Raw genomic sequence first — 11,998 nt, forward strand, 5'->3', positions numbered from 1 at the left:
TTTTTATTTTACACAATATTTAAGACTTGACCATTTTTGTTAAATAAAACTCGGCGGAGGAGTGTTTTTCATCTTTTAGGATAAAAAGCGACTATCACTCATTGGTTATTTACAAAAATTCTCTGAATCTGTTAGATATATCAGGATAATTAACAAAAACTCGGGCTCCGGCCTCTTTTTTGTTAGATAAAAAGATATAATTAACAAAAACAGTGGCGCCGACCTGAAATATGTTAAATAAATCGGGATATCTAACAAAATCGCGATTTTTTTGTTAAATAAAATTTGGCGTAAGAGAGTTTTTCATCTTTTAGGATAAAAAGTTACTAACGCACATTGGCTATTTACAAAAATTCTCTGAATCTGTGAGATATACCAGGATATTTAACAAAAACTCAGGCGCCGACCCGAAATTTGTTAAATTAAACCAAGCGAAGTTCTATAATTACACATCGGATACAACCAAAAAACTCCGCAAGGCCATCAGCCTTACGGAGTTTCTCTCTTTTAAATATTACTATTTTCTTAGTCGTCCAAAAATGAATGATACGATTAAGATTAAGATAATCGCACCGAGTAGTGTGCCTACGATACTCATGCCACCAACTGTTGGTCCAATATTTAATCCAAGTGCGTTACCAATTGATGCTCCGACTAATCCTGCGATGATGTTACCAATAACACCACCTGGAATGTCTTTACTAATGATTAAGCCGGCGATCCAACCAAGGATACCACCAACGATTAATGTCCAAAGCCATCCTAACATAAAAATTCCTCCTATAAGTAGTTCATATATTAAATAAACTAAATGTGTTATTAAATACCAGTATTATTATCTGATATATATTACATACCCGACTATATATGTTATAAACATTTACAGTAAAAACTTTTATGCTTTTTCTTTTCGATGCTTAAATACAAAGGCCAAATAAAAACTAAAAGCGATGATAATACTTATCGCGCTGATTAAGTAAATGTACGAATAACCAAATAAATCTGACACGAATCCAAATATTAACGCTCCGAGTCCAACTCCTAAATCAAAAAATGAGAAGAACGTTGCGTTTGCCATACCACGCCTGTTCGACGCTGCGCGATTTACTGCCATCGCTTGGAGTGCTGGTTGTACAAATCCAAATCCGAGTCCGTATAGTATTGCTGCGATGTATAACGTCGTCGCTGATGTCATAGAGAACATCATAAACATAGCAACTGTAATCATGATCATTCCTGGAACGAAGACGACTCCCATACCGTGGCGGTCAAATAATTGTCCCGCGTAAAATCGAGTAGAGAGTAGTGCGAGCGCGTATACGACAAAATATATTTGAATGCTGTGAGACGAGAATCCAAGTTCGATTGTGTATGCAGGTAAAAAGGATGCGATTCCACCGAAAGTAAATGTCACAAACATAAGTAAAAATGAAGCCGGTAACGCCGTTTTTTCAAATAAATCAAAACGGTGATACGTCGTACTCTTACTCGCTTCTTTATCCGGTTTAACATAATTAATTTGCGTTGCAAGAATGAATGCAATGAGTATTAATGTTCCGCAGAGGATAAACAACCACGTAAACGAAATGTAATCGACTAAAAATAAACCGAGTGCCGGTCCAAGCGCAAGAGCAATATTCGCACTAATAGAGAAAAATCCGAGACCTTCACCACGACGAGATGCCGGAATTAAGTCTGTTGCGATCGTCCCTGTTGCGGTCGTTAATGATCCCCATCCAATGCCCTGCACAACTCTAACTATTAATAAGACGAATAGTACTGTACTAATTGTTAACGAATATGTCGACACTAAAAATATGATTAAACCGTAGAAGAACACGTAACGACGACCTTTTGTGTCAAGCCACGTCCCAGCAGCTGGCCGAATGAGTAGTGCACTAAAAGTAAATATCCCAACGACGAGACCGATATATTTATTATCTAAACCGAGGTCTTGAACGAACAACGGTAATGTCGGTAACGTCATTTGAAACGATAGAAAAATAAAGAAGTTTGCAAATAAAATAATAATGAAATCTTTTGTCCATATTCTATCGTGTAAATTACTATTGTCCATCGCTAGTATCCGCCTTTCTATTAAATTAAATTTCGTATAAAATAGAACGTATCACTAACATATAGAGGAAATTTTATGAATATACTAATGATTGATAACTACGATTCATTTACGTATAATCTCGTTCATTATTTAGAAATGAACGACAAAGGTGTAAATATAATCGTGAAACAACCGTATGAACTTAACAATAATACCATAGATGACGAAAGTATTATAGGGATTGTCGTTTCTCCAGGGCCATCTCATCCGAAAGACCGACCTGAAGTAATCGAGTTTTTAAAATCTGCTTGGGAGAAAGTTCCGATTTTAGGAATTTGTCTCGGCCATCAAATGTTATGGCATATGACAGGTGGCACAGTGACACATTTAAAACGTCCGGTACACGGAGAAACGTATGAACTCACGCACGACGAAAAATTTATTTATAAAAATATCGATAATCCAATTCAGATTACGCGTTATCATTCTCTCGTCTGTAAAGGCGATAACGACGAATTTGTAGTCGTCGGCACAGCAGACGATGAAATAATGGCGATCCGCCATAAAACGGAGGACATTTTTGGACTTCAATATCATCCAGAATCGATATTATCTGAAGAAGGTCATGCACAAATTAATAATTTTATCGATATCGTATTGGAGAGATGCTAAATGAAAGCACATATCAATTTCACAAAAAATGGCGTCGTTGAAGACTTGTATTTTGTAAAACCGGTTAAAACATACGATGAAACAACACCTTTAAAAGATGTATTAGACGCGTTAGAAACTGCACAAAACAACGACCAATATGCACTTTTTGCAGTGACATATGAGTCTTATAAAAAAGATGAAACAGAATTTCTCGCTGCAATTTACGATGCACCAGTTTCGAGAGACGTCTTTTTATCTGAAAGAGAAAATGGGACGTATACATTATCACCGTATAAAATGATTGAATCACAAGAAGAAATCGAAAGTAATATCGAGAAAGTGCGAGACTATATACGAGATGGGCATACGTACCAAGTGAATTATACGACGCGTATGCATGGGGAGTTTTCAGGAGATGCGCATGCGCTCTATGAAAGACTCACTGAAGAAAATAATGGAGGCTACACAGCGTTTATCGAGCACGGTGATTTAGCGATTGTTAGCGCGTCACCAGAGTTGTTTTTTGAAATCGATAGCGACCGTACGATTAGAACGCGCCCAATGAAAGGTACAGCACCTCGTGGTGAAACGCTAGAACAAGATGAAGAAAACTATGCCTTTTTAAAAAATTCCAAAAAAGACCGTGCAGAAAACGTAATGATCGTCGACTTACTTAGAAACGACGTATCGAGAGTATCACAAAGTGGCACGGTGAATGTTCCGCATTTATTTACAATTGAAAAATATAAAACAGTATTTCAAATGACGTCGACAGTTGAAGGTCAGTTAAAAGATATACCATTTAGCGAGGTGTTCGGCTCACTCTTCCCGTGTGGATCGATTACAGGCGCACCAAAACAAATGACGATGGAAATTATTGAAGCGCTCGAATCGACAAAGCGTGGGTATTACTGCGGGGCAATCGGTCTTTTATATAAAGATCAAACGACAGTTGTGAACGTACCGATTCGTACGATTGTCATCGAAGGCAATAAATATACGTACGCAGCTGGCGGCGGTATTACGTATAATTCTGATAAGACGAGTGAGTATCACGAAATTCTTACAAAATCTAAATTTTTAGAGCAAGCATATGACTGAACTTATTGAAACGATGCGCCTTGAAGACGGTGTCGTGAAGCGTTTAGACTATCATAATAGACGTATTAATCGGTCGGCTGAAGTATTTCATCTGAACAAGATAGATTTAAAAGAAGCGGTTAATAGTTATGTAAAAATACATAACTTAAATCAAGGCGTATACCGAATTCGTGCACTATACAATAATGATTTGACATTGATGCATGATAAGTTAGAAGAAACAACAGAAATTACCGCAAATGTCATTCAAATGGACTGTACAGAAACGAAATGGTTAAAACATAAAACGACGAAGAGAGAACAATATAAAACAAGTGAGTATCCGTTTGCGTTATACTATGATAAAACGGAAAGAATCACAGAGTTTAACATCGGTAATCTCGTCGTTAAAACGCATGATGGTTATTTCACACCGAGTAAAAGTGGTCTATTAAATGGTGTGATGAGACAATTTTTATTAGACAATGGTACTATAAGTGTACGAGATTTTACTTTAGATGAATTAACCGAACGATATAACAATAACGAGATTACGATTTATTTAATCAATAGTTTAAGAGAGTGGGTCAAAGTGAACCTACAAGTTTAGGAGTGAACTATGTTTACACTATTATTATTAGGCATATTAGTCGCCGTCATTATATTGGCGTTCTATATCAGTACATATTTATATGAAAATGACATTACACTCGTCGCACTACTCGTCGTAGTCGTCGGTATCATCGTAAGTATTATACTCGTTGGTTGGATCATGGATAACACCGTAGAGTTTGTAAGTCAAAAACTAGAAATATTCTACAATCCAGACAGTTAGGAGAATGGTGATGATTTTTGAAAATGGTGAACGTGTAATGACCTATCAAAGCAGTAAAACACTGACTGATAGCGAAAAAGAATTGATGCAGCAAAAATTTGAAACGTTAAAAACAGACGAAATATACGATATCGTATTTACGACATCTACAGTTAATATTTTGTACCATCCAACATTAATGATGGACCGTTTAAGCATGATCGACCCATCAGAGGTTGTACATGAAGTGATTGAAGAAGTGGTAGGTGTTTTAAAATGAGTATTATTATTCAAGATAAAGGACTACTGTCTACAGTAGTTTCATCATCTGAAGCACTCGACAACTTATCTCCACAAATCGCAAATAAACTCGTCGGTAACCCTGTCGATGAAAAGACAATCGAAATGGTCATTCGACCAGCTAAAATTGCATTTACAGAACCGACAGTAATCGCGTTTTCTGGTGCACTATTTAACGTTACAGTTGGCGATAAAAAACTATCTGCTAACCGTATGTACATACTTGACCGTGGAGACGTATTAACATTCCACGATTCTGACCGTGGAGGACGCGTCTACCTTGCGATCGCGGGCGGAATTAAAACGAACGGTTCTAACGTATTAGAGTCCGGAGACGAAATTACGATGCGACGCGATTATACTGAATTACATGACGAAATCTTTAGCATGATGCGAAATCGTTCGACAGTGTCATGGGGAATTGGATCGTATTCACTTGCTGAAGTATATTTATCGGATAATTTCCATATCGTAAAACGTAAAGGTGTCGACGAATCTGTCTATAGAACGTTAGAAGACACGTATGCCGTCACGTTTGAAAAATACCGCTACGCACTTAATTTAGAAGGTGAAGCGGTCGATTATACAGATGATTCGGTCGATAACTACGGTGTATCGGGCGGTGTGTTTTTAAAAGATGGCCAGCCGTTTATCGCATTAAATGACTTTGAAGACTCCACAGAATACACACATATCGGAACGATACCGAGCTATCATATGCATAAGCTCGCGCAAAAAACAAAAGACTCGAAACTTAAATTTACTGAAATTGATGTCGAGCACGCATACGTAAACTTATATAACTACGAAATGTGGAAGAAAAGCCTATTCAAAGCGATCGATTATAAAATCAGTAAAGAACTCGTAAAAGAAAAAATGTAATAACAATTTTTTACCCGACAACATTAATTTGTTGTCGGGTTTTATTTTTCAAAAATTAGACAAACCTAAAAATTAAACGGGCTAAATACTATTAAATGACTTTTTGTCTAAATTATGAATTTCATTTTAGCCTTTACAAAAATATAAATTTAGTATAACCTAAACTTTATAAAAATAATTGGAGGTATTGATGATGAAAAAATCAATATATTTACTATTTGTAGCAGTAGTTACTTTATGTTTAGCTGCATGTGGTAATGGAAATTCAGATTCGGAGTCTCAGTCTGATAAGAAAGAATCAAACGAAGGAAAACCAAGCTTAGTCGTCACGACTACTTTCTTAAAAGATATGGTTTCTGTTTTAGAGGAAGGTGTGGATGGATTTGATACACATTTAATCATCCCAGCAGGCGAGGATCCACACGTATATGAACCAAAAGCGAGTGATTTAGATTCACTTAAAAATGCGGATGTCGTTCTTTATCATGGTTTAGATTTTGAAGGACGAATGGCAGATGTGTTATCGAGTGGAGTGTCAGTAACTGAAAAATTTAACGAAAGCAATTTAGAAGAAATGGAAGAGGATGAAGGAATCGTCGTCGACCCGCACTTCTGGTTTGATTTAGATCTTTATCAGCAAGCGATGGAACGTGTAAAAGAAACGCTAATTGAAAATAATCCAGATGGTAAAGAGCAGTATGAAGCGAATTTTGATGCATATGTCGAAGAGTTAAAGGAACTAGATTCATACATTAAATCTAGAATCGATGAAATTCCAGAAAAATCACGTGTCCTTGTCACACCACATGACGCGTTTAACTACTTCTCAAGAGCATACGGTATGGAAGTATTTGCACCTCAAGGTGTGTCGACAGACAGTGAAGTTTCGAACAATCAAATTCAACAAACTGCAGATAAAATTGTAGAAAACAATATTAAAGCAATCTTTATAGAAACGACTACTAATCCTGATCGTATGAAACGACTCCAAGAAGTCGTTAAAGCACAAGGTGGAGAAGTTGAACTTGTGAGTGACGGTAACGAATTATTATCTGACTCTCTAGCGCCTGTTGGAGAAGATGGAGACACGTTCTTAACGATGTATCGTCATAACATCGACGTTATCGTAGATCATTTAAAATAGGGGTGAGTCACATGAGCGTAAATGTAATAGAAGTGAAAGATGTTACAGTCGCTTACGATAATACGCCAGCGGTTTCTAGCTTAAATTTCACGTTGAAAAAAGGAACGTGCACAGCAATCGTTGGACCAAATGGTTCCGGGAAGTCAACGATGATTAAAGCGATTATGCAACTCGTAAAGCCAGTTTCCGGAAAAGTGACCGTCGAAAATAGTAGCAGTAAACAGGCATTAAAAAATATCGCCTACGTACCACAAAAAGGGGAAGTCAATTGGGACTTCCCTGCTACTGTTTTTGATGTCGTTTTAATGGGTCGCTACGTCCATAAAGGTTGGATTAAACGACCGACAAAAGAAGATAAGAAAATTGCTTATGACGCATTAGAGACGATGAAGATGCTCCCGTTTAAAGATCGTCAGATCTCTGAGTTATCCGGTGGACAGCGTCAGCGCGTGTTCCTCGCACGTGCGATTGCGCATGATGCGGATATTTACATTATGGACGAGCCACTTCAAGGTATAGATATTACGACTGAAGAGCTAATAATTAAGACGATGAAGCAACTTCAAAAAGAAGGAAAAACGTTCCTCGTCGTTCATCATAATTTAATGACAGTTACAGAGTATTTTGACCACGTCGTTATATTAAACAAACAAATTATCGCACAAGGCACAATCGAGGACGCATGGACAAAAGAAAATGTAAATGCAGCTTATTTTGAAAAGGGTGTCGGCACATGGACGTCTTAATGAGTTACACGTTCCAAGTCGTTGCACTTGGAACTGTTATTTTATCTATCGCGAGTGCAGTCATCGGTTCTGTCAGCGTTATTAAAGGACAAAGTTTAATTGGTGATGCGATTGGACATTCGACGTTTCCAGGTGTCGTGTTAGCCTTTATGCTATTCAATGTGATGGAAACATATATACTCGTCGTCGGTGCAATGGTGATGGGTGCAGTGGCGTTCTTTCTGATACAACTTATTACACACGAGTCTAAAATTCCGTTAGATAGTGCGCTAGCCCTCATATTATCAGGATTTTTTGGACTTGGTATGGCGTTAAAAAGTTACGTCCAAGGACACTCGAACTATAGAGGGACTCAAGGGATCGATGATTTTATATTCGGTCAAGCGGCATATATTTTAAAAAGTGATGTGTACTTAATTATCGTGACGTCTGTCATCGGACTTTCGATTTTCTTTATCTTTTATAACGAATTAAAAATATACATGTTCGATTATATATACGCGAAATCTATTGGTATTAACATTAAGTTGATTAATGCATTGATACTCATTATGACATTAGCGATTATATCTGTCGGGTTAAAAGCCGTCGGCGCGATTTTAATTGTTAATATTTTAATTGCACCGACTGTTATCGGTCAACTCTGGTCGAATCGCTATGGTGTCGTTTTGACCATAGCATCTATTGTTGGTGCATTATCAGCATTTATAGGGACATATGTATCTACAGCGTTCACTGGTATCCCTACAGGTCCTGCCATTATATTAGCACTCAGTTTCTTCGTCATCGTTTCGATGCTCTTTTCACCGAAAGGTTTTATTAGTCGAATAATTCGTAATAAACGGTTAGGAGGAGCGCTATGATAGAAGTATTACTCGTACTTATCATGACTGGATTATCGACGAGTCTTCTCGGAGTTTTTCTCGTACTTAGAAAAAGTGGTATGGCAACAGATGCGATCAGTCATACTATTTTACTCGGTATCGTCGTCGTCTTTTTCTTAACTGGTGACTTACGTTCGCCGCTACTTATTATCGGGGCGACACTCGTTGGAATTTTAACAGTGTATTTAATTAATGTCGTTACGGCCTCGAAAATGATGCGTCAAGATGCAGCGATTGGTTTAGTATTTACTGCACTATTTGCAGTCGCAGTCATACTCGTTTCACGTTACGCAAGAAACGTTCACTTAGATATTGATGCGGTATTACTCGGCCAAGTGTTATATGCTCCTTTAAACCGCATCGATCTATTCGGGGTGAGCTTACCGTACGCATTCGTACAGTTGTCGATTATATTTATTATTAACGTTTTATTTGTCGTAATATTTTATAAAGAGTTAAAAATATCGAGTTTTGACCCAGTGTATGCGACGCTCGCAGGATTTAGCGCGATGATTGTCTACTATGTTTTAATGACGCTCGTTTCAGTCACTGCTGTTGCTGCTTTTGACGCGGTCGGCTCGATTCTCGTCATTAGTTTTTTTATCGCACCTGCAGCAACGAGTTATTTAATCGTCAACAGAAGTTTACTTAAAATGATTATATTGTCTCTTGTGATATCTGTCATTAACAGTGTCATTGGTTGTTACATCGGATTCTATTTAGACATCTCAATTTCAGGCGCAGTCGCTTCAATTTCGACGGCAACGTTCTTTATCGTATACATTGGTACGCGTATATTAAAAGCGTACAATCATAAAAATTATATGAAGAAAGAAACTCGAGCGTATAACTCATAGAAAAGTTCAGTTCACTTTAATATTTGAATCATTTAATGTATAATAAGTTAGCTTAAAAGTTGGACGATTGGGTGAGTTGTATGGAATCTGTATTAAAAAAGTCATTTGGTTTAGAGACGTTTCGACCAAAGCAAAAAGAAATTATACAGTCAGTTTTAAACGGTCAAAATACGTTAGGTGTATTACCGACAGGATCTGGGAAATCGTTATGTTACCAAGTTCCTGCATTAATGTTTGACGGTACGACGATCGTCATTTCACCGTTAATTTCGCTTATGCAAGACCAAGTGACAGCGCTTGTCGATAAAGGAATTAAAGCAGCGTATATCAACTCAAACATGACAAAAAAAGATCAAGCACGAATCGAGCGACGATTATTAAATGGGGATATTGAGTTATTATATGTCGCGCCGGAGCGCTTTAAAAATGAAGAGTTTTTAGAAATTATCTCGAGAATTAATGTCCCGCTTGTTGCATTCGATGAAGCCCACTGTATCTCAAAATGGGGACACGATTTTAGACCAAGTTATCAAGACGTTATTTCGGTCATCAATGAATATATTGGAGACGCGGTAAAAGTCGCGTTAACTGCGACTGCAACTGAAGACGTTGAGAAAAATATTATAGAGCTTTTAGAAATCGATGAGACGGATGTCTATAAAACGTCAGTAAAACGCGACAATTTAGAGTTAATTGTCAATGACACGTTCCAGCGCGAGCGTTTTATCGTTGACTATTTAAACGAACATAGAGGCAAAAGTGGCATTATATACGCGGCGACGCGTAAAGAAACTGAAAAGATCAGTGGCTTTTTATCAGATAATAATATTGATAACAGAATTTACCACGCAGGACTTACGAAGTCTGAGCGTGAAGAAAATCAAAATGCGTTTATAAAGGATGACGTCAAAGTCATCGTTGCAACGAACGCCTTTGGTATGGGAATCGATAAGGAGAATATCAGGTTCATTATCCACTACAATTTACCTGGAGACCTGGAAAGTTACTACCAAGAAATTGGGCGAGCGGGTCGTGACGGTAAAATGAGCCAATGTATTCTTTTATCGAACCCGAGAGACATTGCGCTCCAACAGTTTTTCATCGACCGATCACAAGCGAGTGACGATGTAAAAGAAAGTATGCGTGAAAAACTCGACCGAATGATTCAATATAACGAAACGTCAAAATGTTTGTCGTCGTTTATCGTAAAATATTTTGATAAAAATGAATACGTGACTGAGTGCGGGGAGTGTTCAAACTGTAAAAGTGACGCGCGTACAGTTGATATGACTGAGGAAGCGAAACTTATTATGACACTCGTTAAACTAGTGTCGCTGTCACCTGAAAAAGTGATTCAAATGTTACGCGGTGAAGTGAACGATAATATTATTGATTCTGGCCTGACTGAAGTCAGCCAATTCGGGCAATTATCGAACTACTTAACGAGCGAAATTCACCACATAATCGAAGAACTCGTATTTAGAGGATATATACATTTAGAAAACGATACGTTATACGTCGTGAAGAAGAGTGAAGCGGTACTTAACGGTATAGAAATGATTTACACGGTACCATATCGCACGCAGTTTAAAGAAAAAGTAAGCGTATCGACGGAATCTAGTTTTAACGAGGCTCTTTATCAGCAACTAAAAGATAAGCGTGAAGAACTTGCTGTGGCGCGAAATATAGATGCTGCGCAGATTTTTACAGATGCGTCGTTAAAAGAAATCGCAAAAAAGATGCCAGAAACAAAAGGCGACATGATCAAACTGCTCGGCATCGGAAACTATAAACTCAAACATTACAGCCCACACTTCTTAAAAGTCGTCGAAGAGTATAGTAAGAAATAGGGGAGGAGTCTTTTCATCTTTAGAGGATGAAAAGACTTTTTATTGTGATGGGGGAGGTGTTGGAGTCGGTTATTAACAAAATTTCCCTGAATGTGTTAGATATATCGAGATAATTAACAAAAACTCCGGAACTGGCCTCGTTTTTGTTAGATAAAAAAATATAATTAACAAAAACAGGGCGCCAACACCGAAATGTGTTAAATAAATCAGGATATCTAACAAAAACCCGAAATTTTTGTTAAATATAATTTCGTGAAGTAGCATTAAAGCTGTTTTAGGATAAAAAGCTACTATCGAAGCTACCAAGACAAAATCGCAACCAGGTTTTTCTTCTTTTATTAACAAAAAATGTCTGAATGTGTGAGATATATCGAGATAATTAACAAAAATTCGTGATCCGGCCTCGTTTTTGTTAGATAAAAAAATATAATTAACAAAAACAGGGGTCCAACACCGAAATATGTTAAATAAATCCGGATATCTAACAAAAACGTGATTTTTATGTTAAATATAATTTGGTTAAACGGTGTTTTTATTCTTTTGGGATAAAAAGCTACTCTCTGCCATCGCTTATTTACAAAAAATGTCTGAATGTGTTAGATATATCGAGATAATTAACAAAAACTCCGGAACTGGCCTCGTTTTTGTTAGATAAAAAAATATAATTAACAAAAATTGGGTCGTGGTCTCGAAATGTGTTAAATATATCCGGATAACTAACAAAATCG

Annotated in this window: 13 protein-coding genes; 11 read left to right on the forward strand and 2 right to left on the reverse strand. The window is 37.2% G+C overall.

What is annotated here, in order from left to right:
* Positions 1–517: 517 nt before the first annotated feature.
* A complete protein-coding gene (locus HMPREF2767_RS07135; RefSeq protein WP_070623487.1) occupies positions 518–769 on the reverse strand; it encodes a GlsB/YeaQ/YmgE family stress response membrane protein in 252 nt (83 codons plus the stop codon).
* 126 nt (positions 770–895) lie between these two features.
* Positions 896–2,077 (reverse strand): MFS transporter, encoded by a 1,182-nt coding sequence (locus HMPREF2767_RS07140; protein WP_070623490.1) that lies wholly within the window; start codon positions 2,075–2,077, stop codon positions 896–898.
* Between the two features lie 75 nt (positions 2,078–2,152).
* On the opposite strand from HMPREF2767_RS07140, the gene HMPREF2767_RS07145 reads away from it, so the two are divergent.
* From HMPREF2767_RS07145 to recQ, 11 genes are all read left to right on the forward strand, one after another.
* A complete protein-coding gene (locus HMPREF2767_RS07145) occupies positions 2,153–2,731 on the forward strand; it encodes an anthranilate synthase component II (protein WP_070623493.1) in 579 nt (192 codons plus the stop codon).
* Positions 2,732–3,814 (forward strand): aminodeoxychorismate synthase component I, encoded by a 1,083-nt coding sequence (gene pabB, locus HMPREF2767_RS07150; protein WP_070623496.1) that lies wholly within the window; start codon positions 2,732–2,734, stop codon positions 3,812–3,814. It abuts the gene before it with no gap.
* Positions 3,807–4,403: an aminotransferase class IV gene (locus HMPREF2767_RS07155; protein WP_068129780.1), complete on the forward strand. Its 597-nt coding sequence runs from the start codon at positions 3,807–3,809 to the stop codon at positions 4,401–4,403. The genes pabB and HMPREF2767_RS07155 overlap by 8 nt, the downstream gene beginning before the upstream one ends.
* A gap of 9 nt (positions 4,404–4,412) precedes the next feature.
* Positions 4,413–4,628, forward strand: coding sequence for a hypothetical protein (locus HMPREF2767_RS07160; protein WP_068129783.1), 216 nt, complete (start codon positions 4,413–4,415; stop codon positions 4,626–4,628).
* Positions 4,629–4,638: 10 nt separating this feature from the next.
* Positions 4,639–4,887, forward strand: coding sequence for a hypothetical protein (locus HMPREF2767_RS07165; RefSeq protein WP_070457236.1), 249 nt, complete (start codon positions 4,639–4,641; stop codon positions 4,885–4,887).
* Positions 4,884–5,789 (forward strand): 5-oxoprolinase subunit C family protein, encoded by a 906-nt coding sequence (locus tag HMPREF2767_RS07170; protein ID WP_040929485.1) that lies wholly within the window; start codon positions 4,884–4,886, stop codon positions 5,787–5,789. Before HMPREF2767_RS07165 ends, HMPREF2767_RS07170 begins: the two co-directional genes overlap by 4 nt.
* A gap of 193 nt (positions 5,790–5,982) precedes the next feature.
* Positions 5,983–6,933, forward strand: coding sequence for a metal ABC transporter solute-binding protein, Zn/Mn family (locus HMPREF2767_RS07175; protein ID WP_210391812.1), 951 nt, complete (start codon positions 5,983–5,985; stop codon positions 6,931–6,933).
* 11 nt (positions 6,934–6,944) lie between these two features.
* On the forward strand, positions 6,945–7,679 hold the full coding sequence (locus HMPREF2767_RS07180; RefSeq protein WP_070623502.1) for a metal ABC transporter ATP-binding protein: 735 nt from the start codon (positions 6,945–6,947) through the stop codon (positions 7,677–7,679).
* The gene (locus HMPREF2767_RS07185; protein ID WP_070623504.1) at positions 7,667–8,542 is read left to right on the forward strand and encodes a metal ABC transporter permease; all 876 of its coding nucleotides are present in this window, start codon (positions 7,667–7,669) and stop codon (positions 8,540–8,542) included. The genes HMPREF2767_RS07180 and HMPREF2767_RS07185 overlap by 13 nt, the downstream gene beginning before the upstream one ends.
* A complete protein-coding gene (locus HMPREF2767_RS07190) occupies positions 8,539–9,420 on the forward strand; it encodes a metal ABC transporter permease (RefSeq protein ID WP_070623507.1) in 882 nt (293 codons plus the stop codon). Before HMPREF2767_RS07185 ends, HMPREF2767_RS07190 begins: the two co-directional genes overlap by 4 nt.
* Before the next feature lie 80 nt (positions 9,421–9,500).
* Positions 9,501–11,270, forward strand: coding sequence for a DNA helicase RecQ (gene recQ / locus HMPREF2767_RS07195; RefSeq protein ID WP_070623511.1), 1,770 nt, complete (start codon positions 9,501–9,503; stop codon positions 11,268–11,270).
* Positions 11,271–11,998 lie beyond the last annotated feature (728 nt).

Origin of the sequence: Nosocomiicoccus sp. HMSC067E10, assembly GCF_001810835.1 — a bacterium.
Taxonomy (GTDB): Bacteria; Bacillota; Bacilli; order Staphylococcales; family Salinicoccaceae; genus Nosocomiicoccus; species Nosocomiicoccus ampullae_A.

Bases quoted from the DNA above. Each gene is read 5' to 3' on its own strand.
- recQ (WP_070623511.1), top strand. From the start codon at position 9,501: ATGGAATCTGTATTAAAAAAGTCATTTGGTTTAGAGACGTTTCGACCA.
- HMPREF2767_RS07180 (WP_070623502.1), top strand. From the start codon at position 6,945: ATGAGCGTAAATGTAATAGAAGTGAAAGATGTTACAGTCGCTTACGAT.
- HMPREF2767_RS07160 (WP_068129783.1), top strand. From the start codon at position 4,413: ATGTTTACACTATTATTATTAGGCATATTAGTCGCCGTCATTATATTG.
- HMPREF2767_RS07175 (WP_210391812.1), top strand. From the start codon at position 5,983: ATGAAAAAATCAATATATTTACTATTTGTAGCAGTAGTTACTTTATGT.
- HMPREF2767_RS07185 (WP_070623504.1), top strand. From the start codon at position 7,667: ATGGACGTCTTAATGAGTTACACGTTCCAAGTCGTTGCACTTGGAACT.
- pabB (WP_070623496.1), top strand. From the start codon at position 2,732: ATGAAAGCACATATCAATTTCACAAAAAATGGCGTCGTTGAAGACTTG.
- HMPREF2767_RS07140 (WP_070623490.1), bottom strand. From the start codon at position 2,077: ATGGACAATAGTAATTTACACGATAGAATATGGACAAAAGATTTCATT.
- HMPREF2767_RS07135 (WP_070623487.1), bottom strand. From the start codon at position 769: ATGTTAGGATGGCTTTGGACATTAATCGTTGGTGGTATCCTTGGTTGG.
- HMPREF2767_RS07155 (WP_068129780.1), top strand. From the start codon at position 3,807: ATGACTGAACTTATTGAAACGATGCGCCTTGAAGACGGTGTCGTGAAG.
- HMPREF2767_RS07170 (WP_040929485.1), top strand. From the start codon at position 4,884: ATGAGTATTATTATTCAAGATAAAGGACTACTGTCTACAGTAGTTTCA.
- HMPREF2767_RS07165 (WP_070457236.1), top strand. From the start codon at position 4,639: ATGATTTTTGAAAATGGTGAACGTGTAATGACCTATCAAAGCAGTAAA.
- HMPREF2767_RS07190 (WP_070623507.1), top strand. From the start codon at position 8,539: ATGATAGAAGTATTACTCGTACTTATCATGACTGGATTATCGACGAGT.
- HMPREF2767_RS07145 (WP_070623493.1), top strand. From the start codon at position 2,153: ATGAATATACTAATGATTGATAACTACGATTCATTTACGTATAATCTC.